Source organism: Austwickia sp. TVS 96-490-7B (assembly GCF_019331795.1).
GTDB lineage: Bacteria > Actinomycetota > Actinomycetes > Actinomycetales > Dermatophilaceae > Austwickia.
The window spans coordinates 420,263-446,512 of sequence record NZ_JAHPZL010000003.1; the positions used below are offsets into that span (position 1 = coordinate 420,263).

22 protein-coding genes are annotated in these 26,250 nt (G+C 65.3%); 8 read left to right on the forward strand and 14 right to left on the reverse strand.

Going from position 1 to position 26,250, the window contains the following annotated elements; genetic code table 11:
- Window positions 1-111: 111 nt before the first annotated feature.
- On the forward strand, window positions 112-726 hold the full coding sequence (locus tag KEM60_RS04465) for a superoxide dismutase (protein WP_219106290.1): 615 nt from the start codon (window positions 112-114) through the stop codon (window positions 724-726).
- A 137-nt stretch (window positions 727-863) separates the two neighbouring features.
- Here the strand turns inward: KEM60_RS04465 and KEM60_RS16445 are convergent, their stop codons facing one another.
- The 4 genes from KEM60_RS16445 to KEM60_RS04485 are packed head-to-tail and all read right to left on the reverse strand — an operon-like array spanning window position 864 to window position 4,359.
- Window positions 864-1,553, reverse strand: coding sequence for a nuclear transport factor 2 family protein (locus KEM60_RS16445; RefSeq protein WP_255574229.1), 690 nt, complete (start codon window positions 1,551-1,553; stop codon window positions 864-866).
- A gap of 10 nt (window positions 1,554-1,563) precedes the next feature.
- Window positions 1,564-3,141: a glutamine-hydrolyzing GMP synthase gene (gene guaA / locus KEM60_RS04475; protein WP_219106291.1), complete on the reverse strand. Its 1,578-nt coding sequence runs from the start codon at window positions 3,139-3,141 to the stop codon at window positions 1,564-1,566.
- A gap of 49 nt (window positions 3,142-3,190) precedes the next feature.
- Window positions 3,191-3,598, reverse strand: coding sequence for a DUF3817 domain-containing protein (locus tag KEM60_RS04480; protein WP_219106292.1), 408 nt, complete (start codon window positions 3,596-3,598; stop codon window positions 3,191-3,193).
- Window positions 3,595-4,359, reverse strand: a complete 765-nt coding sequence (locus tag KEM60_RS04485) for an SURF1 family protein (protein WP_219106293.1) — start codon at window positions 4,357-4,359, stop codon at window positions 3,595-3,597. The genes KEM60_RS04480 and KEM60_RS04485 overlap by 4 nt, the downstream gene beginning before the upstream one ends.
- A 109-nt stretch (window positions 4,360-4,468) precedes the next feature.
- Here KEM60_RS04485 and KEM60_RS04490 point away from each other — a divergent pair, with 109 nt between their 5' ends.
- Window positions 4,469-6,193, forward strand: coding sequence for an ABC transporter ATP-binding protein (locus KEM60_RS04490; RefSeq protein WP_219106294.1), 1,725 nt, complete (start codon window positions 4,469-4,471; stop codon window positions 6,191-6,193).
- Window positions 6,194-6,195: 2 nt separating this feature from the next.
- Window positions 6,196-8,016 (forward strand): ABC transporter ATP-binding protein, encoded by a 1,821-nt coding sequence (locus KEM60_RS04495; RefSeq protein WP_219106295.1) that lies wholly within the window; start codon window positions 6,196-6,198, stop codon window positions 8,014-8,016.
- Between the two features lie 3 nt (window positions 8,017-8,019).
- On the opposite strand, the gene KEM60_RS04500 is transcribed toward KEM60_RS04495, so the two are convergent.
- The 6 genes from KEM60_RS04500 to KEM60_RS04525 form a co-directional block, all read right to left on the reverse strand.
- A complete protein-coding gene (locus KEM60_RS04500; protein WP_219106296.1) occupies window positions 8,020-8,583 on the reverse strand; it encodes an NYN domain-containing protein in 564 nt (187 codons plus the stop codon).
- A 67-nt stretch (window positions 8,584-8,650) separates the two neighbouring features.
- Window positions 8,651-10,270, reverse strand: coding sequence for a succinic semialdehyde dehydrogenase (locus KEM60_RS04505; protein ID WP_219106297.1), 1,620 nt, complete (start codon window positions 10,268-10,270; stop codon window positions 8,651-8,653).
- Window positions 10,271-10,382: 112 nt separating this feature from the next.
- Window positions 10,383-11,504, reverse strand: coding sequence for a GuaB3 family IMP dehydrogenase-related protein (locus KEM60_RS04510; protein WP_219106298.1), 1,122 nt, complete (start codon window positions 11,502-11,504; stop codon window positions 10,383-10,385).
- 51 nt (window positions 11,505-11,555) lie between these two features.
- Window positions 11,556-13,073 (reverse strand): IMP dehydrogenase, encoded by a 1,518-nt coding sequence (gene guaB / locus KEM60_RS04515; RefSeq protein ID WP_219106299.1) that lies wholly within the window; start codon window positions 13,071-13,073, stop codon window positions 11,556-11,558.
- Window positions 13,074-13,174: 101 nt separating this feature from the next.
- Window positions 13,175-14,863, reverse strand: coding sequence for a hypothetical protein (locus tag KEM60_RS04520; protein WP_219106300.1), 1,689 nt, complete (start codon window positions 14,861-14,863; stop codon window positions 13,175-13,177).
- Window positions 14,860-15,507 carry a sigma-70 family RNA polymerase sigma factor gene (locus KEM60_RS04525; RefSeq protein WP_255574231.1) on the reverse strand — a complete coding sequence of 216 codons (648 nt, stop codon included), beginning with the start codon at window positions 15,505-15,507 and terminating at the stop codon, window positions 14,860-14,862. The genes KEM60_RS04520 and KEM60_RS04525 overlap by 4 nt, the downstream gene beginning before the upstream one ends.
- A 312-nt stretch (window positions 15,508-15,819) precedes the next feature.
- Here KEM60_RS04525 and KEM60_RS04530 point away from each other — a divergent pair, with 312 nt between their 5' ends.
- Window positions 15,820-16,116, forward strand: coding sequence for a WhiB family transcriptional regulator (locus KEM60_RS04530; protein WP_219106301.1), 297 nt, complete (start codon window positions 15,820-15,822; stop codon window positions 16,114-16,116).
- A 134-nt stretch (window positions 16,117-16,250) separates the two neighbouring features.
- On the opposite strand, the gene groL is transcribed toward KEM60_RS04530, so the two are convergent.
- Both groL and groES read right to left on the reverse strand, forming a co-directional pair.
- Window positions 16,251-17,867, reverse strand: coding sequence for a chaperonin GroEL (gene groL, locus KEM60_RS04535; protein WP_219106302.1), 1,617 nt, complete (start codon window positions 17,865-17,867; stop codon window positions 16,251-16,253).
- Between the two features lie 200 nt (window positions 17,868-18,067).
- Window positions 18,068-18,364 carry a co-chaperone GroES gene (gene groES, locus KEM60_RS04540; protein ID WP_219106303.1) on the reverse strand — a complete coding sequence of 99 codons (297 nt, stop codon included), beginning with the start codon at window positions 18,362-18,364 and terminating at the stop codon, window positions 18,068-18,070.
- Between the two features lie 351 nt (window positions 18,365-18,715).
- Between groES and KEM60_RS04545 the strand changes: the two genes are divergently transcribed.
- Genes KEM60_RS04545 through KEM60_RS04555 form a run of 3 tightly spaced genes read left to right on the forward strand, consistent with a single transcriptional unit; the run spans window position 18,716 to window position 21,916 of the window.
- The gene (locus tag KEM60_RS04545; protein ID WP_219106304.1) at window positions 18,716-19,948 is read left to right on the forward strand and encodes a class I SAM-dependent methyltransferase; all 1,233 of its coding nucleotides are present in this window, start codon (window positions 18,716-18,718) and stop codon (window positions 19,946-19,948) included.
- A 35-nt stretch (window positions 19,949-19,983) separates the two neighbouring features.
- Entirely contained in the window at window positions 19,984-21,096 is a 1,113-nt protein-coding gene (cobT, locus tag KEM60_RS04550; RefSeq protein WP_219106305.1) for a nicotinate-nucleotide--dimethylbenzimidazole phosphoribosyltransferase, read from the forward strand.
- 10 nt (window positions 21,097-21,106) lie between these two features.
- Window positions 21,107-21,916, forward strand: a complete 810-nt coding sequence (locus KEM60_RS04555) for an adenosylcobinamide-GDP ribazoletransferase (RefSeq protein ID WP_219106306.1) — start codon at window positions 21,107-21,109, stop codon at window positions 21,914-21,916.
- Between the two features lie 49 nt (window positions 21,917-21,965).
- Here the strand turns inward: KEM60_RS04555 and KEM60_RS04560 are convergent, their stop codons facing one another.
- Complete coding sequence (locus KEM60_RS04560) at window positions 21,966-22,958, reverse strand: o-succinylbenzoate synthase (protein ID WP_219106579.1); 993 nt, start codon at window positions 22,956-22,958, stop codon at window positions 21,966-21,968.
- A 139-nt stretch (window positions 22,959-23,097) separates the two neighbouring features.
- On the reverse strand, window positions 23,098-25,125 hold the full coding sequence (locus KEM60_RS04565; RefSeq protein ID WP_219106307.1) for a phosphate acyltransferase: 2,028 nt from the start codon (window positions 25,123-25,125) through the stop codon (window positions 23,098-23,100).
- Between the two features lie 112 nt (window positions 25,126-25,237).
- Here KEM60_RS04565 and KEM60_RS04570 point away from each other — a divergent pair, with 112 nt between their 5' ends.
- Window positions 25,238-26,248, forward strand: a complete 1,011-nt coding sequence (locus KEM60_RS04570) for a 1,4-dihydroxy-2-naphthoyl-CoA synthase (protein ID WP_255574232.1) — start codon at window positions 25,238-25,240, stop codon at window positions 26,246-26,248.
- The last annotated feature ends 2 nt before the right edge of the window (window positions 26,249-26,250 follow it).

Below are 26,250 nucleotides of genomic sequence, written 5' to 3' on the forward strand. Positions count from 1 at the left end.
GCAAGCAAGCCCACCGAACGAAAAAACACGAACAAGGGCCCTGGACAAGAGGGCTGGCTACAGATCCGTTACCGTTAAATCTTATTGTCCGCTGAACGTTGAGGAGGCGTCATGTACACCTTGCCCGACCTGCCCTATGACTACGCAGCACTCGAGCCAGCCATGAGCGGGCACATCATGGAGCTGCACCACGACAAGCACCACGCCACCTACGTCAAGGGGTGCAATGACACCCTGGAGCAGATCGCGCAGGCTCGCGACGCTGGTCAACTCGCTGGGGCCGGCTTGGTCGGCTTGGAGAAGACGCTGGCCTTCAACCTGTCCGGCCACGTCCTGCACTCGATCTTCTGGAAGAACCTGTCCCCCGACGGTGGCGATCGCCCCGTGGGTGAGCTGGCCAGCGCAATCGACGAGCACTTCGGCTCGTTCGACGCATTCAAGACCCAGCTGACCAATGCCACCCAGACCGTGCAGGGGTCGGGCTGGGGCGTCTTGGCATGGGAGCCGCTGGGTCAGCGCCTGGTCGTCACCCAGGTCTACGACCACCAAGGCAATGTCGGAGTGGGCGCTACCCCGATCCTGGTGTTCGACAGCTGGGAGCACGCGTACTACCTGCAATACAAGAACGTGAAGCCGGACTATGTCGCGAAGCTATGGGACCTGATCAACTGGGACGACGTCTCAGCACGGTTGGCAGCCGCAAAGGCTTCTGGCGTCGCCAGCTGATCCCGTCAGCGCGGCCATGGGCCGGTGGTGTCGATGCGGACCATCTCCGTACGACGTCACCGGCCCATGCTGTCCGGCCCGGTGGACCTGCAGCACCCACCAGCGCCCCACCCCAGTCGAGCGATGACGGCACCGACTTAGACCGCCGGAATGAAGAAAAACGTCGTGTGTTCGCTGATCCTGCCGTTGGCATCGAAGACGAAGAACGCTGCAAAACCGACCGCAGTTTGTTCACCATCGACGGTGCGCCCCTCATAGGCGCCATGCGCAGCGACCCGGTTCTCCTCCACCAAGACATCTCGGAGCAGATGCCGACCAGGCGCCAAGCGCCGTTCCTCGGCGTAATAGGAACGCAACTGGTCGATACCGACGATGGTGTCGTACCCGGGACGCCGATAAAGAACATCCCCGGAAAACCCCTCCAAGACAGCATCCAAATCATCCTGGTCAAGGGCGTCGTAATAGCGCTGGACGGCAATCCGAAGATCGGCCGCTGTTCGAGGGGTTGCCATGAACTCACCGTACGGCGGCTCGGGATCCTCAGCCAGAGTCAGCATCGGTGGCGTGTCGGCGATCTCTGGCTCCTCGTCGTCTGATCCTTGGTAGGGGATGTAGACGGGATGCTTGAGCTTGCTAAACGGGTTGACCCCCATGACCCTGCTGATCTGCCAGGCACACAATGCGATCAGCAGGGCTTGCACCCCGATGAATACCAGGCGGGTCCCCAAACCAAAGCGTCCCGGGGAGAACCATCTCGGCAGGACAAGAAGATTCAGCCCGATCATCACGAGATAGATCAGGACCTGGCGACGCTGCCCGGTATCCATGAGGCGGCACTCATTCCCATTCGATGGTGCCCGGAGGCTTGCTGGTGACATCCAGCACCACCCGATTGACCTCCGGGACCTCATTGGTGATCCGGGTGGAGATGTCGGCCAGGACGTCGTACGGCAGTCGAGTCCAGTCAGCGGTCATCGCGTCTTCACTACTCACCGGCCGCAGTACGACGGGATGACCGTACGTCCGGCCGTCACCTTGCACCCCGACCGAACGGACGTCAGCGAGAAGGACGACCGGACACTGCCAGATCTGGCGGTCCAGTCCAGCGCGCGTGAGCTCTTCACGAGCGATCGCATCCGCAGCCCGCAACACCGCCAACCGCTCCCGGGTGACCTCCCCCACCACCCGAATCCCCAACCCTGGGCCGGGGAACGGCTGCCGCCACACGATGGCCTCGGGAACTCCTAACTCCAGGCCAACCTGACGCACCTCGTCCTTGAACAGGTCACGAAGCGGCTCGACCAGCGTGAACTGCAAATCGTCCGGCAATCCACCGACGTTGTGATGACTCTTGATATTGGCGGTGCCGCTGCCCCCGCCAGATTCCACGACGTCCGGATACAACGTGCCCTGCACGAGGAACTTGACGGGATGCTCCTCATCACCGCGGTCGGCGACGATCTCGCGTGCGGCCCGCTCGAAGGTGCGGATGAACTCCCGCCCAATGATTTTGCGTTTTTCTTCCGGGTCAGTGACCCCGGCGAGCGCGTCGAGGAAGGTGTCAGCAGCATCGACGGTGACCAGGTCGACGCCGGTCGCGTCGACGAAATCCTGCTGGACCTGCTCCGCTTCCCCCTGACGCAGCAGCCCGTGGTCGACAAAAACACAGGTGAGTTGGTCACCGACAGCGCGTTGCACCAGCGCCGCAGCTACCGAGGAATCCACTCCCCCGGACAAGGCGCACAACACCCGGTCTGCGCCGACCTGTGCCCGCACCCGGGCAACCGCCGCGTCCACGATGGATCCGGGGTTCCAGCTGGGCGCCAACCCGGCACCGGCGCGGAGGAAATTTTCCAACTGCCGCTGACCGAAGGTGGAGTGCATCACCTCGGGGTGCCACTGCACGCCGTACAAGCGGCGCTCGTCATCCTCGAATGCCGCGACGGCAGCGCCAGGCGTCGAGGCGGTCACCACCATGCCCTCAGGAGCACGGGTCACCGAGTCGCCATGACTCATCCACACTGACTGTGCCGCGGGTTGCCCGTTGAACAGGGTGGAGGTGGTGTCGGTGACGGTGACGGGGGTGGCGCCGTACTCTGACAAGCCGGTGCGAGCGACCTCGCCGCCCAGAGCCTGCGCCATCACCTGGAACCCGTAACACATGCCGAAAACTGGCACTCCTGCGGTGAGCAGCGCCGCATCGAGTTGTGGCGCGCCTTCGGCGTACACGCTGGAGGGGCCGCCGGAGAGAATGATCGCGCTTGGCCGACGACCCAGGATGTCCTGGGCGGTCGTGGTGTGTGGCACGACCTCCGAATAGACACCGGCCTCGCGGACCCGGCGGGCGATCAGTTGGGCGTACTGGGCGCCGAAGTCGACGACGAGGACCGGGTGGGCGTGGGGATCTGGACTCACCGCTTAAGGGTATCGGGCGATCCCGACCGCCTGCTCGGTGCCAGCTCCGTCATCCGGAGTGACCGTCCCCTGACCCACCGTCGACGTCACTGACCCGCGCAGCACGCTCGGCGAGCACCGTGGTGGTCTCTGCCTCAATTTTGGCTTCCACCACAAAGGACAGGAAAGGGACGCAACCAGCCAGGAGCACCCCGATGAGTTTGGGGAAGGGCCAGCGCATCCGCAGCCCGAGGAAGAACGCGGCCACCGCGTAAATCATGTAGAGGAATCCGTGCGGGGCGGGCCACCAGGACAGCGGATTGTCCTTGCCTTTCCACCCGAGGCCATAGCTGAAGATCATCTCGACGGTGAGAATCAGGAGGGCAATACCCACCACGAACGCCATGATTTTGAAGAACGTCAATGCTTTGCGGATCTCTTCATCACTGGCCAATAGGTCGTCGTGGGGGGTGTTCATCTGGTTGGGGCTCCTTCAGGGTGACCGGTAGCTGTCTGGTCGTCTTCCGCGGTGCGCAGGGCAGCGCGGGCGTGGTTGTGGCGGTGCTCTTCCCGGACCATGCGCCACCACATGAACACAGCGAAGGCCGCGAAGAAGAACCATTGGAGGGCATAACCCAGATTGCGTAGGTTGACGCTGGTCTCCCCGGGGGTGGGTGGCGCCACCATCGCCGGGGCCTGAGCTGGTCTGGGTTCCTGTGCTGTCAGGAAGACGAAAGCCGAGTAGAGCGGTGTCCCCCACTTGTTGAGGAGGGCGGGCACGTTGACGGTCTGCATTTGGGGTTCAGGGAGCGGCCGGTAGGAGTTGGCCGAGGGCTCGCTCTGCGCTAAGACTCCCTCCAGAGTGACCATGTCCTGCGGAGGTTCCGGGACCCGAGTCGGATCGTCCACGAACCCCCGCAGCACTGGGATGCTTCGACCGCCAGTGGGTCCATCAGGATGAAACGCCGTGATCACCCAGTAGCCTTCCCGGTCCCCGAGGCGACGACCAGGCACGATGACCTGGTGAGCGGCGTCGTACCGACCACGGATGACAACCTTGCGATCGAGAGCACCCTCCGGAAAGGACCCATCCGCGGGGAGAACCTCGGTCAGCGGCGCCCGTGGGAGAGCTGCGGCAGCGTCAGTGGCTTCAGCCACGCCGCGTTCGTGAGCGGTGTCCCACTGCCACCGACCTAACATGCTGAAACCCACGACGACCACGACGACCAGAGCCAGCATCGCCAGCCATTTTGGTTTCGTCGCCGTTCTCCACATCTCCGACAGGCTAATGCACCAGGGGTGATAAATCCGTGGCTCTGCACACTGTCTGCCCGTAGCGTGGCATGTGATGCCGCGCATTCCTTACGACGACCCGGGGACACCGGATCTGAGGTCACCGTTGCGCTACCTGATCTGGGTGGGGCGCGGGCAATGGCGGCTGCTCGTAGCCGTGATGATCACCGGTGCCGCGTGGATGGTGGCCTTGTCGTTGATCCCGGCAGCGATAGGACGCGCCGTGGACGCGGGCCGCACGGGAGGGAGCGGGTCTGCTCTGGTGCAGTGGTCTGCGGCAGTAGTGGCCCTTGGTGTGGTCAGTGCGTTGACCGAATGGGCGCGCCATCGGTACGCCGTCCTGAACTGGCTGACCGCGTCGCTGCGCACCATCCAACTCCTTGGTCGACATGCCGTGCACACCGGTGGGGCACTGCCTCGTCAGATCCCCACCGGTGAGGTGATGGCCTGCACCAGCAGCGACGCCCTTCGGATCGGGGCGGTCTTCGATGTGGCAGGGCGGTTTGCTGGGGCGGTGCTCTCTTACATCGTGGTCTCGGTGATCCTGCTCAGCGCGAGCCCACTGATGGGCGCGGTGGTGCTGATCGGTGTCCCGGTGATGGGAGCGGTGGTGGCGCTGGTGTTGCGCCCATTGCAGCGACGTCAAGCAGCGCAACGCGAGCAGACCGGACGCTTGGTCGCCTTGGGCGCAGACACGGTGGCGGGTCTACGGGTGCTGCGCGGCATCGGCGGCGAAGCCGAGTTCCTGCACCGGTATCGACTCCAATCTGGGCGGGTCCTGGATCACGGGATCCGGGTCGCGGGGTTGCAAGCGCTCCTGGACGCCGTACATGTCCTGCTCCCTGGGTTGTTTGTCGTGGTGACGGCCTGGTTGGGCGCCAGATCTGTGGTCGAGGGGGCGATCACCCCTGGGGAGGCGGTGCAGTTTTACGGCTATGCCGCGTTTTTGTCGATCCCGTTGCACACGATGACCGAAGGCGCGGATCGTGCCGTGCGAAGTCTGGTCGCGGCCCGCCAGGTCATCACGGTGTTGCAGGTCAACCCGGATCAGCAGGACAGCGGACAGATGACAACGCCGGTGCGGCCACCGGTGGGGCCACAGCAGTGGCTGGATCCGGTGTCCGGCGTGGCCGTCTCAGCGGGGACCTTCCTGGCAGTGGCCTGTCCTGACCCAGCGGTGAGCACAGCCATGGCCGAACGTTTGACCAGGGTCGGTCCAGGACACTGCCAGACGCTCTTGGGCGACAACGCTCTGGCTGACCTTCCGCTGGCCCAGGTTCGATCACGGGTCATTTTGGGGGACAACGAAGCCCACCTTTTCAGCGGGTCACTGCGTGATCAATTGGATCCGAGATCACGGTGGGACGACGACGCGGTACGAACCGCGTTGTACGCCGCCGACGCCCTCGACGTACTCGACGGTCTCCCTGAGGGATTGGACACCCATGTCGAGGAACGCGGCCGCTCGTTGTCTGGCGGACAACGTCAACGTCTGGCCTTGGCTCGGGCGCTCCTGACTGACGCGGACCACTTGGTCCTCGTCGAACCGACCAGCGCCGTCGACGCTCACACCGAAGCCCGCATCGCCCCGCGGTTGCGCACCCACCGCCACGGCCGCAGCACCGTCATCGCCTCCGTGAGCCCGTTGCTGCTGGACGCCGCCGACGACGTGGTCCTGCTCGACCGTCAGGGTCATGTCGTGAGCCGCGGCCATCACCGTCATCTGCTCGACCACTGCCCGTCATACCGGAGTTGTGTCTTGCGTGAGGAAACCGACTGATCATGCCGCCCCACGACCCCAGCCCGCAGGCTCACGCCCTGCCAGTCGCCGCAGCCAGCACCGTACGCCGTTACGTCCGGTCCGCGGCCAGGGCCCACCGGGGAGAACTGGTGCGCACCCTGCTGTGGCATAGCAGCGCCACCGTCGCGCTGCTGGCCGTCCCTCGCCTGATCGGGATGATGATCGATCTGATCAGCGGGACACTCCCACCAGATCGGGCCGTGTCCTTGGCCAGGATCGATCAGATCACCGCAGCCCTCATCGGGGCTGTCCTCCTGCACAGCGTCCTCACCTGGTGCGCCAATCGTTCCGCCACCGTCCTCGGCGAACACCTCTTCGCGGAGTTGCGGGAAAACTTCATGTCCCGCGTCGGCGAGCTGCCCCTGTCCGTCGTCGAGCGCGCCGGCACCGGCGACCTGATCTCTCGCACCACCAACGACATCCAATCCCTGAACCTGGTGATCCGATTCGGCCTGCCCCAACTGTTCGTCGCCTCAGTCACCGTGGCCCTCACTCTGGTGGCCACCCTGGTGACGTGCCCGCCGATGACACCCGTGGTGCTGATCGCCCTCCCGATCCTGTGGCCAACGACCCGCCGCTACCTCCGCGACGCCCCGGCGGCATACCTGCGGGAACGAGCCAGCTACGCCACGATGAATGGCATTATCGCCGAGACCGTCGACGGCGCCCGAACCGTGGAAACACTGTCGTTAGCTGAACAGCGCATCCGCCGGATCGAGGACTCCATTGCGGACACCTTCACCGCCGAACGACGCACCCTACAGCTCCGATTGGCGTGGTTTCCCTGGGTCAGTCTGGCCGTGGTGTTGCCCGTCGCCGCCGGGCTGCTCTGGGGCGGTGTGCTCGTCAGCGCTGACGTGGCCACCATCGGGGAGGTCACCGCAGTGGTGCTCTATCTGCACCAAGCGGCGAAACCGCTGGAAGTCCTGCTGATGTGGCTCGACGAGATCCTCGTCGGAGCCACCAGCCTGGCCCGCATCATCGGAATCGACGACATCCCGCCCGACCGCATCCCCCGCGATGTCACCCCGGACGGCCAGGTCCTTGATGTCACAGACACGCGCTACTCCTACCAGCCTGGACGGGACGTGCTGCACGGCATCGACCTGCAGATCCACCCCGGCGAACGGCTCGCCCTGGTCGGTCCCTCCGGCGCCGGGAAATCCACGTTGGGTCGCCTCCTCGCTGGCGTCGATGGTCCCCGCACCGGGCGCATCACCGTGGGCGATGTCCCCCTCGTTGATCTGCCGTTGGATCGGTTACGCCGCGAAGTGGCTCTCCTCACCCAGGAACACCACATCTTCATCGGCACCCTCGCCCAAAACCTCTCCCTGGCCCATCCTCAAGCCACCACCGAGCAGCTCTGGGCGGCGCTCCGAGCCGTGGACGCCGACACCTGGGCGCGGGAACTCCCCGACGGCCTGGACACCACGGTCGGCTCCAGCGGTCACCGCCTCACCGAAGCTCAAGCGCAACAGATCGCCCTGGCCCGACTGGTCCTGGCCGACCCACACACGTTGATCCTCGACGAGGCGACTTCGTTGCTAGATCCCCGCGCCGCCCGGCATCTCGAACGATCCCTCGCCGCCGTCCTGCACGGACGCACCGTGGTGGCCATCGCGCACCGCTTGCACACCGCCCACGACGCCGACCGGGTCGCCGTCGTAGAAGCCGGCCGGATCAGCGAGCTAGGGACCCACCATGAGCTCGTCAGCAACGATGGCTCCTACGCCGCGTTATGGCAGTCCTGGAGCGAAGGGAGGGGGCACCCGTCCACGACGGATGTCCCCTCCCCCAGCTGATGATCAGAGGAACTCGAGCGGGTCGAACTCGTCGACCGGAATGACCCGCAGACGCGGCAACCGCTCATTAAACGCGGCCACGTCGTACTCCAGGTCAATCAGCTCCACGCTCGGCCCCAAGGCTGCAAACCGTGCATTACGGAACTCGGTGAAACCAATCACGCCCAGACGACGACCGTCGTCGAGCATCTCCACCTGCGGCAGGAAATCCCCGTCGTGGCTGACCAACATCACATCGGCAGGACGTTGCGCGATCGCGTCCAACGTGCGCTGGATGGCAATATCCACGACTTTTTGGTCTGGACGTCCACTCAACGCGACGGGCTTATAGCCCACCGCTATCAACGCCTGGACAAAAGGCATCGGCAGGTCACCGTTGACAGCGAGGAAAAACAAAGCCGTAACCGGCTGCTCCCAATGCTCCTCAGCGAACCGCTTCACCCTGTCCCACCGAGGACGTTCGTCCGGCCGGGGACGGCGCCCCAGGATGCCGGTGCCGAGCGTCGCGTCGATGTTTTCCCCATCGACGAGCAGGTACGTCGTCCCGCTCGGCTCCTGCAGGGTCATGGCTGCCTCCTCATATCGCCCCCGACAACGCCGGAAGTCACCGTCACATTCTGCTCCCGACACCAGGTCATGGACGCCCGAGGGCTTTCATCACCCGGAAGAAGCCGGTCATCACCCCAGTGAACTGGCGCGATGTCAACGGTCGAGGAACACCCAAACCTTGCAAGCGTTGCACCGCTACCGTCTGTGTCTCGGTGTACTTCATCACACCTTCAGCGCCATGGCGCCGCCCCATCCCAGACGCTTTGAAGCCGCCCATCGGCGCATGCGTCGACCCGTACGCCGCGGCATACCCCTCGTTGACGTTGACCGTGCCCGCCTCGATGGACGCGGCGATCCGACGGCCGCGCACCAGGTCCCGGGTCCACACTGAGGCGTTGAGCCCGTACTCGGTGTCATTGGCTACTCGGACGGCTTCCTCGTCCGACGCCACCCGATACACCGACACGACCGGACCGAACGTTTCTTCCCGGCACACCGTCATGTCCTCAGTGACCCCATCCAACACGGTCGGTTCATAACACCACGGTCCCAGGTCAGGACGGTGCCGCCCACCGGCCAGCACCGTCGCACCCTTAGCGCGGGCATCTTCCACATGCCGCTGCACCGTGGCCAGCTGCTCCGCAGACACCAAACTGCCCATGTCTGCGTCGTAGGTCAATGCCGTGCCGACGCGTACCGCCTGCACCGCCGGAATGAACGCCGCCAAGAACTCGTCGGCGATGTCTTCGTGCAGGATCAACCGTTCGATGCTGACGCACAGCTGGCCAGCGGACGCGAAGCACGCCTGCACGGCGCCTTCCACCGCACGACGCAAGGGCGCGTCAGCGGCGACATACATCGGGTTCTTGCCCCCCAACTCCAAGGAGCATGACACCAGCCGCTCTCCTGCCTGCTGTGCCACCGCACGACCGGTCTTGGTCGAACCGGTGAACTGGATGTAATCGACCAGGTCGAAAATCGCCGACCCGACGACCCCACCCCGCCCAAGAACGACCTGCAACACCCGCGAGGGCAGCCCCGCCTGCCGGAACAAGTCAGCGCAATACAACAATGTCAACGAGGTCTGCATATCCGGGCGGACCACCACCCCGTTGCCAGCCATCAACGCCGGGATCACATCGGTGATCCCCATCGACAACGGATAGTTCCACGGCGCCACGATCCCCACGACCCCTTTGGGATGGTGCAATTCGGTGACCTCAGTCAATCCCGGGATGATGCCGGTATGTTTGCGCGGCGCCAGATGCTGCGCTGTCGTCCGGGCGTAATACCGCGACACCTGACAGACGTCGACGATCTCCTCGAAAGCGTGCAACCGGGATTTGCCGCTCTCCAGCTGGATCAGGTCAAGCAACTCCACCTGATGGGCCAACACCAGATCGTGAAAACGCAACATGATCTCGGCCCGCGCCTCAATCGGCAACATGGCCCATGACGGCTGGACCGCACGTGCTCCATCCACGGCCACCCGCACATCCTCCGGAGTGGACAACGGGATCTGGGCCAGGGCCCGGCCACTCATGGGTGTCACCGCCGTGTGCGTCTGCGCCCGCGGAGACGTGATCGCCAAACCAGTAAGTCGTCGTATCACAGCGGGATCCAGCGGAGACTGGCCGGTAGCCGGGTCGATGTGCGGAAATTCTTGAAGGTCCTCGTGCAGGTCGAGGCCAGATGTCGCGGTCATGACCCCACCGTACGTCGCAGCGGCGCCAGAGCTGTCCTCCCCGCCCCCACCAACCGCCACGGGGCCGGCTTCCGACGTACGAAAACCGACCCCATAGCGGGTTCAGGGCTGATCAGCGAGCATCGTACGGCGCGACGATGACCTCTACCCGCTGGAATTCCTTCAAGTCGCTATAGCCCGTGGTGGCCATGGCCCGACGCAAGGCACCAGCGAAGTTCGTCGTCCCCTCAGCGCACCGGCTCGGGCCGTGCAGAATCTCCTGCAGCGAGCCAGCCACCCCGACCTGAACCCGCGAACCCCGCGGCAACTCGGTGTGATGCGACTCCGGCCCCCAGTGGAAACCCCGCCCCGGGGCTTCTTGGGCCCGCGCCAAAGCCGCACCCAACATCACTGCATCCGCGCCACAGGCCACCGCTTTGACCACGTCACCAGAGGTGCCCATGCCGCCGTCAGCGATCACATGGACATACCGGCCGCCAGACTCATCCAGGTAGTCCCGACGCGCTGCAGCAACATCTGCCACCGCCGAGGCCATCGGTGCATGAATCCCCAGAGTTTGCCGGGTGGTGTGCGCCGCACCGCCACCAAAACCGACCAGGACGCCTGCAGCACCCGTGCGCATCAGATGCAAAGCCGCGGTGTACGTCGCCGCACCGCCGACCACCACTGGCACATCCAGTTCATAGATGAACCGTTTGAGGTTCAACGGTTCGGCATGGCTGGAAACATGCTCCGCTGACACCGTGGTCCCCCTGATGACGAAAAGATCGACACCAGCATCTACCACGGTCTTCCAATGCTCCTGAGTCAGTTGCGGCGACAAGGCGCCCGCCACCACCACGCCGGAGTCACGCATCTGCCGCAGCCGATCCCGGATCAGCTCAGGCTTGATCGGCTCGGCGTAGATTTCTTGCATTCGCGCCGTCGCCATCGACAGGTCCAGACCCGCGATCTCAGCCAGCAGCGGCGACGGGTCGTCATACCGCGTCCACAACCCTTCCAGGTCAAGGACACCCAGACCGCCAGCCTGACCGAAGGCAATCGCCGTCTCCGGGGACATCACCGAATCCATCGGTGCCGCCACGAAGGGCAACGCGAACTGATAAGCGTCGATCTGCCAACTCAGCGAGACGTCACCAGGTGCTCTGGTACGCCGGGAAGGCACAATGGCGATGTCGTCGAAGCTGTACGCTCTGCGGCCGCGTTTGCCACGGCCGATCTCGATCTCGGTCACCGGCCCAATCTACCCGCGCCCAGCGTCAGGTCCTTCGCACAGCACGCCGGATCAGCGGGCGTTCCCGGCGTAGTTAGGAGCTTCGACAGTCATCTGGATGTCATGAGGGTGCGACTCCTTCAGACCAGCCGAGGTGATCCGCACAAAACGACCCTTGGCCTGCAACTGCGCGATGGTGCTCCCACCGACATAAAACATCGACTGTCGCAGTCCGCCGACCAGCTGATAGACCACCGCCGCCAAAGGGCCACGGTACGCGACCTGACCCTCGATGCCTTCCGGCACCACCTTGTCGTCATCGGTGACATCACCCTGGAAATAGCGATCCTTCGAATACGACTTGGCCCGACCCCGAGATTGCATTGCGCCCAGGCTGCCCATCCCGCGATAACTCTTGAACTGTTTACCGTTAATGAACACCAGCTCGCCTGGGCTTTCCTCACATCCAGCCAACAACGATCCCAGCATCACCGTGTCGGCGCCAGCAACCAGGGCTTTGGCGATATCCCCGCTGAACTGCAGACCCCCGTCACCGATCACCGGCACCCCCGCCGGACGACAGGCCAAGGACGCCTGATGAATCGCGGTCACCTGAGGCACTCCCACCCCGGCGACCACTCGCGTCGTACAAATTGACCCCGGACCGACGCCGACCTTCACCCCATCGGCCCCCGCGTCGACCAGAGCCTGAGCGCCTGCCCTCGTCGCCACATTTCCGCCGATGACGTCGACACCGGCCGCCGCCGGATCGGACTTCAGCCGCCGGATCATGTCCGTCACCCCGCGGGCATGTCCGTTGGCGGTGTCCACCACCAGGACATCCACTCCGGCCTCCACCAACGTCATCGCACGATCCCAGGAGTCCCCCCAGAAACCGATCGCGGCACCGACTCGCAACCGGCCAGCGTCATCCTTCGTGGCCAGCGGATACTGCTCTGATTTGGTGAAGTCCTTCACCGTAAACAGACCCTTCAACCGGCCAGCGTCATCCACCAGCGGCAGCTTCTCAATTTTGTTTTTGGCCAGCAGCGCCAGCGCCGCATCCTTATCGATCCCGACCGGCCCGGTCACCAGCGGCATCGGAGTCATCACATCCCGGACAAGACGGGTGAAATCTGTCTCGAAGCGCAGATCACGGTTGGTGATGATGCCAACCAGGTGCCCGCTGTCATCGACCACCGGCAGTCCCGAGATCCGGAACTGACCGCAGACCTGGTCGACCTCATGCAAGGTGGCATCCGGGCTGGTGGTGACCGGGTCGGTGATCATCCCAAACTCGGAGCGTTTCACCACGTCAACCTGATGGGCTTGGGCAGCAATAGACAGGTTGCGGTGCAAAATGCCCAATCCACCCTGTCGGGCCATGGCAATAGCCATCCGGGATTCCGTGACGGTGTCCATCGCTGCAGACAGCAACGGGATTCGTACGGTGACGTTGCGGGTCAGTCGCGTCGAGGTGTCGGCCTCGCTGGGGATGACGTCAGTGTCTCCGGGGAGGAGAAGCACGTCGTCGTACGTCAGCCCGATTGTCGCGAAGGGGTCGTGGTCTGGTCCGGTCGCGTCGCTCATCCTAGGAGTCTACGGGCCACTCCTGAATCTCTACGGCCTGCCTGGCCAGCCTCGCAGCCTCGGTGGTCGGTCACGCTGACCGACCACCGAGAAGACGATCGTCAGACCGTGAGGCTGCCGACCCATCCACTCGCGGTGGGTTGGAAGACCCACCCGCCGCTACAGGCCACCGGACTGCAGGCTCGGGTGCTGCCGTCCATCCCAAACGAAGGCCGCACGGTCAGCGACCCAGGGGACGATGAGGCGGGTGCGCCATCGTCCGGAGGCTGCCGAGGAGCTGGCGGCGGCGGTGGTGGTGGCGGCGGATTCCCACCAGGGTTGGTCGGCACCACTGGTTTCGGCGCCGACGGCTGCCGAGGAGCTGGCTGTGTCGGCAGGGGCGGCGGGGGCGGGGGCGGCGGTACCGCTCCAGGGTTGTTGTCTGAAGGTCTTGACGGACGTGGCTGTTGCGGCACATCGGGCGGGGGCTTAGCAGCTCCCGGCGCTTTCGGCGTGTGTGGTGCCGTTTTGCTCGGGGTAGAGGGCATGCCCCCGCTAGGGGTAGCGGTGCCAGTCAATGGGTCGGACGGCGCCACCGATGTCTGGCTCTTGCCAGGAGATTGAGTCTGCGACGACGGGGAGATTTTTTTGTCGGCCGAATTGCTCTGGGAACCCAACAGGGTTGCGCCGACACCACACACCACGCCTGCGGCCACGACGCCAGCGATGGCCAAGATCGGCACCTTGCGGCGGCCTTTCTCGTCTTCTTCCTCAATCTCAGCTTCGTCGTACTCATCGGGGACGCGCTGCTGTTCGCCGGTGTCGTAGTACTCCACGACCTCCGCTCGGGCGTCGGGATGCACCGATTCGGGGAGGTAAAGGGACCCGGTGTCACTCACTGAAGCAGCCGCAGCGTAGGCCATGGGCTCCCCGGTGCGCGGGTCGGCATAGCCATCAGCGTGGTCTCCGTGGTAGCCCGGTGCGGCATCCGCGGGGTACGTCGACGTGTCGGCATTCCACACGTCGTACGGCGCAGTGTCGGCAGGTAGGTGCCGAATCGGGCCGGTCGCTCTGGAAGAGACTCCCTGCGGGCCGTCCTGCCCGGGAAGGACTTCGGTGCCCTCTTCCAGATCAGGGGCGAAGGCCTCGGTCCGTCCGCCAGCCGGGATGGCCTCCATCGCCGCAGTGGACTGTTCAGCTGCGCCGTAGGGGTCGGCCAGTGCCTCGGTGGACGCTGTCGGTGCGCTCTGATCGACCTCTGGTAACGATTCCATCGCCGCAGTGGACAAGCCGCTGTCCTCAACCTGAGGCTCACCTCGACCCACCTGCTCGGTGGCTGCCGCAGCCGGAGCTGGGGGTGGCACCGGCGGTGCCGACGGCTCAGTGGGTGGCGCCGAGGGCCTCCGGGCAACCGCAGCAGCTGCAGCGGCTCCAGCCGCGAGTCCAGCCACTGGTGCAGCGACCTGAGCAGCTACCGATGGGCCGGACGCAGGAGCTGCCGGGGCAGCGGGTGGCGCCACAGGAGCTGCTGTGGGTGGGGCAACGGGAGCAGTGGGCGGAACAGCCGGAGCGACCGGCGGTGCCACCGGCTCCGAGACCGGAACTCCGCCGTCGTGAGCGGCGGCTTCGCTGTCAGCCAACATCGCATCGATGACATCCAGGTCGAGCCGTTCAGCGCAGATCGCGGCATCGGCATGGATCGGAGCGACCCAGTCCGTGAGCATCTCGGCGAGTTGCTCACCAATCGCGCCTTGACCGTTACCGAGCGCGTCGAGCAACCGGTCATCTGCGTCATACATGGTGCCTGTCATCCTCGTGCACCCCCTTGAGCTTTCATCAGCTGTCGCATTTTGACCAAAGCCCGGTGTTGAGCGACCCGGACCGCGCCCGTGCTCATCCCGAGAGAGCGACCTGTCTCCGCAGCGGACAGACCAACGGCGACCCGTAAAGTGAGCAATTCACGTTGATGATCGGGTAATTGATCGAGTAACCGGCCAGCACCCGGGACATCTACCGCGACCTCACCCGCTTCGCCGTTGGGGTCACTGGAAGTTCGCGTGTGAGGAATTTCACCCGCCACGTCGCCATGGCGTCGCATCAACCGATATGCCTCAGCCACCTCGCGCGAACAGATCGAGTAGAGCAGAGCTTCAAATGGCAAGCCTCGGTCGTCGTACTTCGGCAACGCCGACAGCACTGCCACACACACCTGAGAGGCGACCTCTTCGGAGAGGTCGCCTGCCCTCGGGGAGCGATGCAGCCGAGCCCTGGCATAGCGGAAGGCGCGGTCATGCACCTCACCCATCAACCAATCACGGGCCTGCAGGTCACCCTGCTGAGCTTGCAGAGCGGCGTCGGTGAGTTCGGACCGGGCAGGCACTGCCGGCGTGCTCATCGTCGCCGTCACCGCGCCACGGGCTGCGCCGCCCCGCGCGGCATGACGTTCTCCGGTCACGAGACTTTCACCTGCACACTTACCTCACTCGAATGCGGGATCAGCATCCGGTTCGGCCGGAGAGGCGTTCGCCCTTCCTGTCGCCGCGTTGATGATGCGCCACCCACAATTCCTCACCTCTGACTCGTGGAATTCCACAGGACCCTCTCCTCGCGACGTTTGGTCAGCGACGAGACGGGTACACCCGAAGACGGGAGACCTTGCTGGACGCCCGACCGACATCACGAAGAGAGGCACATTCTTGCACTGAACGGTCGCCAACCACATACCGAACCGGTCCACGTGGACATCTAGAGAGCGGAGGAGACGTTCGTGGCGGAGATCTCGAGACTGCCCGGCGCACACATCGACCATTGGGAGTGGCAACATTCAGGCGCCTGCCGTGGCTATGCCACTGACGTCTTCTTTCACCCTGACGGTGAGCGCGGGGCGGCCCGACGCCGGCGCGACGAATCTGCCAAGGCAGTGTGCCATCGCTGTCCTGTCCTCACCAGATGTCGTGAACATGCTCTCACCGTGCAGGAACCGTACGGCGTCTGGGGAGCAATGACCGAGGGAGAACGTGAAGCCGCTCGGCTCGGGTCTGCACCGATGATCGCAGCCTCCTAAGACGCCCCAAGATCGGGCGTCACGGGTCGCGCAACTCCAACCCGTGAGTCAGCTCTGAGGGTGAGCTCCGGGGGAAAACGCCCGGTGGGCGCCACCGCATTGATGACACCCACCGGGAGTGAGGCAATTCAGGATCAGTGGCCGTGACCGTGGCCGTGACCCGCCGGAGCCGGGGGCTCCTCTTCCTTCTTCTCCACGACCAAGGTGTCGGTGGTGAGCACCATCGACGCGATGGACGCGGCATTGCGCAGTGCAGAGCGGGTGACCTTGACTGGGTCGATGACCCCAGCGCCGTACAGGTCGCCGTAGACGCCAGTGGCGGCGTTCAGGCCCTGCCCGACCGGCAGCTCGCGCACCTTGGCGACCGCGACATAGCCCTCCATGCCAGCGTTCTCTGCGATCCACCGCAGCGGCTCAGCGGCCGCCTTGCGGATGATCGCCGCACCAGTGGCCTCGTCACCCTGCACGGACAGGCTGTCGACCGCCACGGCGGCATGCACCAGAGCGGTGCCACCGCCAGCAACGATGCCTTCTTCGATCGCAGCACGGGTGGCCGAGATCGCGTCTTCGATGCGGTGCTTCTTTTCCTTCAGCTCCACCTCAGTGTGCGCACCAACCTTGATGACGCACACGCCACCGGCCAGCTTCGCGAGGCGCTCCTGCAGCTTCTCGCGGTCCCAGTCAGAGTCGGTCCGCTCGATCTCCTGCTTGATCTGGGAGACCCGGGCGTCGACCTCGTCCTGCTTGCCGCCACCTTCCACGATGGTGGTGTTGTCCTTGCTGGACACGACCCGGCGGGCGGTACCCAGCTCGTCCAGGCCAGCACCGTCCAGCTTGAGGCCCACCTCTTCAGAGATGACGGTGGCGCCAGTGAGGATCGCCATGTCTTGCAGCATGGCCTTACGGCGGTCGCCGAAGCCCGGGGCCTTGACGGCGATGACCTTAAGGACCTCGCGCATCCGGTTGAGCACCAGCGTGGACAGGGCTTCGCCCTCCACGTCCTCAGCAATGACCAGCAGCGGCTTCTTCGCACCAGCAATCTTCTCCAGCAGCGGGAGCAGATCCTGGACGTTGGAGATCTTGCCGGAAGTAATCAGGACGTAGCAGTCCTCCAGCACACCTTCCATCCGGTCGGCGTCGGTGACGAAATACGGCGACAGGTAACCCTTGTCGAACTGCATTCCCTCAGTGAACTCCAGCTCGGTGGAGGCCGTCTGGGACTCCTCGACGGTGATGACACCGTCTTTGCCGACCTTGTCAAAAGCCTCAGCGATGAGCTCACCAATGGTGGCGTCCTGCGCGGACAGCGCGGCAACCTGAGCGATCTCGGTCTTGCCTTCGACCTCACGGGCATTGGCGAGCAACTGCTGCGAGACGGCCTCGACCGCTGCGTCCATGCCCTTCTTCAGCGCGGAAGGAGCCGCACCGGCGGCCACATTGCGCAGACCTTCTTTTACCATGGCCTGCGCCAGCACCGTGGCGGTGGTGGTCCCGTCGCCAGCGATGTCGTTGGTCTTGGTGGCAACCTCCTTGGCGAGCTGCGCGCCGAGGTTTTCGTACGGGTCCTCCAGGTCCACCTCACGAGCGATGGTCACACCGTCGTTGGTGATGGTGGGGGCGCCCCACGACTTGTCGATGACGACGTTGCGGCCCTTGGGGCCAAGCGTCACCTTCACGGTGTTGGCGAGGGCGTCGACGCCCCGCTCCAGCGCCTTGCGGGCGGAGTCGTTGAACTCCAGCTCCTTGGCCATGTCAATCCTTCTCTCTGTGCAGTCACGGTACACACGACGCCCCGGCGCACCGTAGCGGCGCGGCCGGGGCGCGTCATGATGTCGCACAGGACATCTGGTCCTGGCGCGGGGATCCGGAGAGGCAACGTACCTCACAGCACGCCAGCCTCCCCGGAGTGTCTGACGCCGACTCCTGGTCGACGTCAGGCACTGGCGGAGAATCAGCGCTCGATGACGGCCAGGACGTCGCGAGCGGACAGGATCAGGAACTCCTCGCCGGAGAACTTGACCTCAGTGCCGCCGTACTTGCTGTAGATGACCTTGTCGCCGACTTTGACGTCGAGCGGGACCCGGTTGCCCTTGTCGTCGATGCGACCCGGACCCACGGCCAGGACCTCGCCCTCCTGGGGCTTCTCCTTGGCGGTGTCCGGGATGACCAGTCCGGACGCGGTGGTCTGCTCGGCCTCGCTGGACTTGACGACGATGCGGTCCTCGAGCGGCTTGATGGAAACCGACACGATCGGAACCTTTCGCTTCGGCCGTGCCCCTCCACGAGGCACGGGGAACTGGTGGGCGCCTTCGAAGGCTCGTACGACGCCGTCGCGGGGGTCGCCGTGCGCGCTTCCGAGAGCGGACTTCTTCACTCTTCTGTGGAACCGAGCGCTTTAGCACTTGGCACCTCGGAGTGCTAATAGCGAATCTAGGCCCGTCATTAGCACTCGGTCAACTCGAGTGCCAACAACATCGATTCCGTCTCGGCCCCACCCGCACCGACACGGCAGCCCCCCGAGACGGACCTACGTCCTGTCCCTGGCGGACGGACCGATCCATGGCCAGACGGACCACACCAGTGCGAGAGGATGGACGCCATGGACATCACGCTCGTGGAACGGTTGCTCTCCGCCGAGGGATGGGCCCTCCTAGGATCATTGCCGCCGTACGACGACGCGACCTCCCTCAAACTAGGCGAAGCGCTCCGCGATGCCGGATACGACGGCGACCTTGTTGCCGCCGCCCTCACCCAAAGTCGGTTGCGCGCCCGCGCCCGCAACAAACTCGGCGACTTCGCCGACGGCATGTTGTTGACCCCTGACGGGCTTGAACAAGCCACCCGGCTCGAAATCGCCGCACGGCACGCCGGTCGCTTCCGCGCCGCCGGTGTCCCCCACCTGTGGGACCTTGGTTGCGGTATCGGCGCCGACGCCATGGCCGCCAGCGCCCTGGGACTATCCGTCACCGCAGTGGACAGCGACCCAGCCACCGCTGCTATCGCCGGGGTCAACCTGCGGCATTTCCCCGACGCCGACAGCCGTGTTGGCGACGCCACCCAGATCGCCGCGCTGATCCCCACCGAAGACGGCGCCTGGTTTGACCCCGCCCGACGGATCCCCGGCACCACCGACGCCCACGGCCGGACCCGCCGTACCTTCCGCCTGGACGACCTGTCCCCGGCCTTCTCCACCATCCTGGAAACTGCCGCCCGAGTGCCCGCCACGGGGGCCAAACTCTCCCCCTCTCTCAGCCACTCCGCGATTCCCGCTGGCTGCGAAGCCCAATGGATTTCCTTCTACGGCGAAGTCCTCGAATGCACCCTGTGGTGGGGGCCACTGGTCCACCACCAGGGACGCACCGCACTGGTCCTTTCCCCCCAGGGCACCGAGACCCTCGTCACTGAACAGGACACCGACCCCGGTGCCGGTGGGCTCGGCCCAGTGACCAACACCATGCCCACCGCAGGACAATACGTCTGGGACCCAGACCGTGCCGTCATCCGAGCCGGACTCGTCGGCGCCCTCACCGCAGCCACCGACGGCGCGGAGCTGTCCCACGGTGTCGGATACGTCGTCTCCTCCCGCCCCATCGATCTGCCCTACGCCCGCCGCTACGAGGTCATCGACGCGCTCCCCCTACAGACCAAAACCGTTCGATCCTGGCTCCGCCAGCACGGCATCGGACGTCTCGTCATCAAAAAACGCGGCGCCCAAGTCGATCCGGACACCTTCCGCAAAGACCTCCACCTCGACGGCAACGGCGAAGAACTGACCTGCCTGCTGACCAGAGTCGGCTCCCGACAGGCCTTCATCGCCGTCCGTCCCTGCTGACCGCAGGACGCCCACCCCGACAAGCGAAAGACGCCATGACCGCCCTCGACACCACCCCGGCCACCCACCCCACCCACCAGTGGCCGCTCCCCCCGGTGACCCCACCGAACGCGCAGATCCTCGCCGAAGCCCACGCTCGCAGCGATGCCCAAGCCAAACCCCTCGGAGCCCTTGGCCGCCTCGAAAGCCTCGCTGCCTGGGTCTCCGCCTGCCAAGGCGTCTGCCCGCCCCTGCCTCTCGACGACGTTCGCGTCGTCGTCCTCACCGGAGATCACGGCGTCTCCGATCATGGAGTCTCCGCCTATCCCGCCGCTGTCACCACCGCGATCGTCAACGGTGCCGCCACCGGATACGCCGGTATCAACGCCCTCGCCCACCCGCACGGGATCGCCGTACGAGTCCTGGACATCGCCTGCCAAGAAGACACCCTGGCCGACCATCGCTACAAGATCTGCCGCAGCAGCAACCCCCTGCACCTGCGTGACGCCCTCACCCGGGAGCAGACCCTCGCCGCCCTCAACGCTGGCGCCGCCATCGCTGACGAGGAGATCGACGACGGCGCACAGTTGCTCATCACCGGGGACATTGGCATCGGCAACACCACTCCCGCTGCCGCGCTCATCGCAGCGACCTGCAGCGCTACCGCGCAAGCCGCAGCTGGGCCAGGGACCGGCCTCGATGATGCCGGGGTGGCCGCGAAAGCCGCTCTCATCCAGACCGCCCTGGATCGCGTTGGTGACCGCGCCGCTGACCCCGTCGAACGCCTCGCCGCGCTCGGTGGCGCCGACCTAGCCGCTGCCGCAGGGCTGATGGCGCGAGCCGCCCAACGCGGCGTCCCGGTCCTCCTCGACGGCGTGATCTCCGTGGCTGAAGCCGTCCTCGCCGCCGAGCTAGCCCCCGGCTCGGCCTCCTGGTTCCTCGCCGGGCATCTCTCCCCCGAACCTGCCTGCCAGCTAGGTCTGACACACCTCGGACTAGACCCGATCATCGACCTGGGAATGCGACTGGGAGAAGGCACCGGAGCGGTCTGCGCTGTCCCGATCGTGCGCACCGCCATCGCGGCCTTGCGTGACTTGGCTCTGCTCTCTGACCTCACCCCAGTCAGCCACCCCACGGGGCCAGACGGCGACCCTGCACCGCAAAGCTGACCGGCACACCATGACCGACCAGCCCTCGAAAAGCCGTCCCGGAGCCGGACCCGGCGTCCTCCCCCGGGACGGCTTCGCCCTAGCCGCCGGAACCTTAACGATCCTGCCTACTCCAGCGCCGACCGCCGTAAACACCCGGGTAGCCGGACTGGCCATGATCGTTGGCCCGCTGGTCATGGCACCGGTAGCCCTCGTTGCCTGCCTGATCGGTCACCTCGTGGCCGCCGCTGGAGCTCCCCCTCTTGCTGCCGGATTAGTCACCATCGGGATGCTCCTCATCGGCACCCGCGCGATCCACGCTGACGGTCTCGCCGACACCGTCGATGGTCTTGGCGCGTCGTGGGACCGCGAGCGCGCCCTTGACGTGATGCGTCGCGGTGACGTCGGGCCGATGGGGGCGGTCGCGCTGGTGGTGGTCACCATGCTGCAGGCCGTGTGCATGGGAGCGATCCTAGAAAACCCGCATGGTTGGGTGTGGGCGGCGGTCCTGGTGGCCGCGTCCCGCAGTGCACTAGCCACCGGGACTCGCCGCGGAGTGCCTGCGGCCCGCCCGGAAGGGTTGGGTGAGGCGGTGGCTGGCGCGGTGTCCTGGCTGCGGTGGGGGGTGACGTGGCTGGTCACAGCGGCGGTGGTGGTGGCCTCTGGGTGGGCTGTTGGTCAGTCCCCGGTGATCGCTGGGGTGGCGGTGCTGTCGGCGGCAGTAGCAGTGGAGGTGTTCTTGGCGTTCGTCGTACGTCGGCTCGGCGGGATCACCGGGGACGTGCTGGGGGCCCTGGTGGAGACCGCCGCGACGGTGTCCTTGCTCGTGGCGACGTGCTGACCTGAAGGAGCGATGTCGTGGTCTGCTGATGACCCGGAGGTCGACCTGGTTACGGGCGCATCAGGTGGGCGTGGCAGCGGCGGAGACGCTCGAGCCACCATCTGGAGCGTTCCGGTTCGACAGCCCACTGGGTGAGCCGGTCCGGGTCAATCACAGCGGGCCGTACCTGGAGTTGCCCGTGGTCGGGGAGGAGTGGCTTTGGAGAGACATCTGCCGCTAGCAGCGCCACAGTGCCCAACCCGCAGGCGTAGTCCAGTCGGGGCAACGCCGCGGCCAGGGCGACCCCTGCAGCGATCCCCACTGAGGTATCTAAAGCGCTGGATACCACGGCGGGTAGGCCACATTCCTGGACGATCCGCAGCGCTGCCCGTATCCCGCCGAGGGGGGCCACTTTCACCACGATCACGTCTGCTGCTTCGAGGTCGCGCACACGGAGCGGATCGGCAGCTTTCCGGATCGATTCATCCGCCGCGATCGGGACGTCCACCCCGTCCCTGGCGAGTGCGAGACGCAACTCGGCTAGCTCTTCGACGGTGCGGCAGGGCTGTTCGGCGTACTCCAGGTCGAATCGGGACAGCCGGGCGAGCGCTTCTCGGGCTTCGGTGAGTGACCAGCCGCCGTTGGCGTCGATACGCACTCGCGCCGATGGCCCCCACAGTGCCCGTACTTCGGCGAGTCGGGCCACGTCGTGGTCGAGGTGTTGTCCGCGCTCAGCCACCTTCACTTTGACGGTGTCGCATCCAGGGAACCGAGTGAGGACGTGCTCGACGTCTGCGACGGGCACTGCAGGCAGGGTGGCGTTGACGCGCACGGTGTCCCGCATCGGCGGTGGCATCGGCCGGTAGGCCGCGTCTGCTGCTGCTGCCAACCAGCGGGATGCTTCTGCGTCGTCGTACTCCGGGAACGGCGCGAATTCACCCCATCCGCAGGGTCCGGGCAGCAGGACGGCCTCCCGGCTCTCCACGCCACGAAACCGGACTCGCATCGGCAGCCGGACCACTGTGGCTGCCCCGATGACGTCATCCCAGGGGAGGTCACGCATCCACGTCAGGTCAGTGATCGGATCGTCGGTCGTGTCAGGCACTCCCCTACGCTACCGGCGCCGTCCCACCGGCCGCCGCGGCCGGTGTTGTGACCGACCGTTGTGGTGTGGATCTCCTCCGATGCGCTCAGGTAGATGTTCAGCCCAGGGCCGCTGCTTTCACTGCGGTGTAGACGATGACGTCCATGATGCTGTCTACTTCAGCGTCTTTGGGGAGCAGGCTGACTGCCCGGGACAGGCCCTGCAGCACTGGCGGGTGGACGTACGAGCCGGCGGATTGACCAATCGCTTTGACGGTCGCTGCGGCTGAGGCGAGATCGGGGAAGACAAAGATGGTCGGTTCTGGTTCGCCACCCATCGCAGAGGTACGTCGGATCGCTTCTTGGAAGGAAACTGGTCCGCGAGTGACCAGGTCAGGGTGCTGCTCTGCGAGAAGTGCCCGAGCGGCGCCGATGGTGTCTCGGTCTTCTTGAGCGGTGGGCGACCAGGAACTCGGCGCGACGAAGGCGATGCGCGGGGTGAGACCACACATCCGGGCGGTGTCTGCTGTCTCGTGGGCGATGCACGCCAGTTGGCGGGCGTCGGGGTGGGCGTTGATCAACGTGTCGGCAAAGAACAACACCTCGTCAGGAAGCATCGCGGCCTGCGCTGCCGACGTGGTCACCACATCGCTGGCCAAAGCAGTCGCAGCGCGGGCACCTGCGATGAATCCGGCTCGGTCGCCGTTGAGTCCGCCGATGACTCCATCGACTTTGCCGTCTTCGAGCAACGCTAATGCGGCGACCATGGCCGCATCTAGGGCTTCGCCTAGTCCTTGCTCGGTGAGTCGCTGCCGGACTCGTTCCACTGCTGGCCCTTGCAGGTCCGGATCGATCACCTGTGTGCCTAGCGGCAGCATCTCCCCCGTTTCGGCGAGTCGGGCTTCGATGTCGCCCCGCCGCCCCACCACCGTGAACTGCAATGCTTCATACCGTTGCAGCAGCACCACGGCCTGCAATACGCGCGGGTCGGCGCCGTCGGCCAGGACCAGCCGGATCCGGCCTTTTCGCATCTCAGTGCGCAGCCGGTGCGCGAACTGAGCGGGGGTCACCCGAGTGGAGGCCTCAGCGCGCGGCAATTCCGCTAGGAAGGTCTCGTCGAAGGCATCGGCAACGGTCTCCCGCACCAGGTGGGCGCGTTCCTCGTCGTCAGCAGGGATATCCCGGTCCACGGTGACGATCGCCTGGGTCGTCGGGAAGGTCTTTTCCGCGCTGAGCAGCAACGGTAATCCGCCGTTCAGGGCGGGTCCCACCAGGGCCATCACGTCGGGGTGCGGTTCGATCCCGGCGGTGAGGAGCAGACCAGCCAGTTTGGTGCCGACGGTCTCAGCGAGCGCCGCAGACAACAGCACTTCGTGGCGATCACCAGGCACTACGACGAGGGCACCGTCGGTGAGAGCGGACAAGAAACCGGGGATGGACTGTGCCACGATGACTGTGCTGGCGATACGACGGCCGAGGTCGCCTTCAGAGAGGATGCGCAGGTTCAGTTCCCGCACAATGTCACCGACCCTGGCCTGGATGAATTCGGCGTGGTCGGTGACCTGGCCAACGCAGCGCAGTCCGCGCAGCCGCAGCGTGTCTTGAATCGCGGCGGGATCCAGATCGGTAGGGACGTGGTTGGCGAGGACCCCCACGACCCGGCTTTCTTGTCGGACCCGATAAATTCTTTCGGCGGCAGCAGCCTGGTCAGCGAATCGCTCTGGGGTGGATGAGCCGATCGCCCCGACCAGGACCACCTCAGCGTCCAGGGCCTGAGCTACTTCAATGTTGATTCGGTCGGCGTACGGCTGATCGGCGCTGGAAGCGAGCCCCTCCAGCACCAAGACGTGCCGGTCGGCGTCGAGTTCGGCGGTCAGGTCGACCATCTGAGTCATGACGTGTTTGAGGCGTCCCCCGGCGAGGCGGTACTCCAGGTCGCCGACGGCGATGGGCTCCGGGGGACGCTGCGCGGTCGCCAATCGGATCAGTTCGGTGGAGTGATCTTCGGATCGCCCTCGGGCCTGCGCGAAGGGTTTGCAGTAGCCCACCGAGATGTGCCGCCGTTCAAGAGCGTGGACCAATCCCAGACAGGCCGCGGTGACGCCTGCGTTGGTGCTGACCGGGACGACGAGAATACGGCGGGCCATGAGGGGGCTCCCTTGGTCGTGCAAGGCCGCGGGCAGGGTGGCCCTGCGAAACACCACTGTCCGTGCCCTATCGGCAGCTGTGGCCGGTTTCGAAGGGATTTAGGATCGCTAGGTGAACAGCGCCTCAGATGCCGCTCCCGTTGGCGGTGACCACCCGGTGTCCGTGACCTTTGATCCTGCTGCGTGGGAGGAGGTCCCCGGCTTCGATTTCACCGACGTGACCTATCACCGTTGCGTGCTGCCCGGCCCGGTCCCGGGGCGTCCGTTGGGGGCGGTGCGGATCGCTTTTGACCGGCCGGAGGTGCTGAATGCGTTCCGGCCGCACACCGTCGACGAGTTGTATCAGGCCTTAGATCATGCTCGGATGAGCCCGGAGGTCGGAGTGGTCTTATTGACCGGTAATGGGCCTGGTCCGGACGGGACTAGGTCAGCCGGGAAATGGGCTTTTTGCACCGGTGGTGATCAGCGGATCCGGGGGCGTAGCGGATATCAATACGCCTCGGAAGCCGCGACGGTCGCCGGAGACGAAGGCACGTCATCCGTCGATCAGGCCCGGGTGAAAGCTGAAGGCGGCCGATTGCACATTTTGGAGGTGCAACGCCTGATCCGCACCATGCCCAAAGTGGTCATTGCCCTGGTCAACGGATGGGCCGCTGGTGGCGGACATTCATTGCATGTGGTGTGTGACCTCACCATGGCGTCCGCGGAGCATGCCCGATTCAAACAGACCGACGCTGACGTGGGAAGTTTTGACGCCGGGTACGGGTCGGCGTATTTAGCACGGATGGTGGGGCAGAAATGTGCCCGGGAGATCTTCTTCCTGGGGCGCACCTATACGGCGGCCGATATGCACCGGATGGGCGCGGTGAACCTGGTCTGCCCCCACGCTGACCTGGAAGCCGAAGCATTGGACGTGGCTCGGGAAATCATGGGCAAATCCCCCCAGGCACAACGCATGTTGAAGTTCGCATTCAACCTGGTCGACGACGGCCTGATGGGTCAGCAAGTGTTTGCTGGCGAAGCAACCCGACTGGCGTACATGACTGACGAGGCCGTGGAGGGCCGGGATCAGTTCCTCGAGAAACGAGACCCCGACTGGTCGCCGTTCCCCTGGTATTTCTGATC

Coding starts and splice junctions, on each gene's coding strand:
- KEM60_RS04465 (WP_219106290.1), top strand. CDS start 112: ATGTACACCTTGCCCGACCTGCCCTATGACTACGCAGCACTCGAGCCA.
- KEM60_RS16445 (WP_255574229.1), bottom strand. CDS start 1,553: ATGGATACCGGGCAGCGTCGCCAGGTCCTGATCTATCTCGTGATGATC.
- KEM60_RS04480 (WP_219106292.1), bottom strand. CDS start 3,598: ATGAACACCCCCCACGACGACCTATTGGCCAGTGATGAAGAGATCCGC.
- KEM60_RS04485 (WP_219106293.1), bottom strand. CDS start 4,359: ATGCTGGCTCTGGTCGTCGTGGTCGTCGTGGGTTTCAGCATGTTAGGT.
- KEM60_RS04490 (WP_219106294.1), top strand. CDS start 4,469: ATGCCGCGCATTCCTTACGACGACCCGGGGACACCGGATCTGAGGTCA.
- KEM60_RS04495 (WP_219106295.1), top strand. CDS start 6,196: ATGCCGCCCCACGACCCCAGCCCGCAGGCTCACGCCCTGCCAGTCGCC.
- KEM60_RS04500 (WP_219106296.1), bottom strand. CDS start 8,583: ATGACCCTGCAGGAGCCGAGCGGGACGACGTACCTGCTCGTCGATGGG.
- KEM60_RS04505 (WP_219106297.1), bottom strand. CDS start 10,270: ATGACCGCGACATCTGGCCTCGACCTGCACGAGGACCTTCAAGAATTT.
- guaB (WP_219106299.1), bottom strand. CDS start 13,073: ATGAGCGACGCGACCGGACCAGACCACGACCCCTTCGCGACAATCGGG.
- KEM60_RS04520 (WP_219106300.1), bottom strand. CDS start 14,863: ATGACAGGCACCATGTATGACGCAGATGACCGGTTGCTCGACGCGCTC.
- groL (WP_219106302.1), bottom strand. CDS start 17,867: ATGGCCAAGGAGCTGGAGTTCAACGACTCCGCCCGCAAGGCGCTGGAG.
- KEM60_RS04545 (WP_219106304.1), top strand. CDS start 18,716: ATGGACATCACGCTCGTGGAACGGTTGCTCTCCGCCGAGGGATGGGCC.
- cobT (WP_219106305.1), top strand. CDS start 19,984: ATGACCGCCCTCGACACCACCCCGGCCACCCACCCCACCCACCAGTGG.
- KEM60_RS04555 (WP_219106306.1), top strand. CDS start 21,107: ATGACCGACCAGCCCTCGAAAAGCCGTCCCGGAGCCGGACCCGGCGTC.
- KEM60_RS04560 (WP_219106579.1), bottom strand. CDS start 22,958: ATGCGTGACCTCCCCTGGGATGACGTCATCGGGGCAGCCACAGTGGTC.
- KEM60_RS04565 (WP_219106307.1), bottom strand. CDS start 25,125: ATGGCCCGCCGTATTCTCGTCGTCCCGGTCAGCACCAACGCAGGCGTC.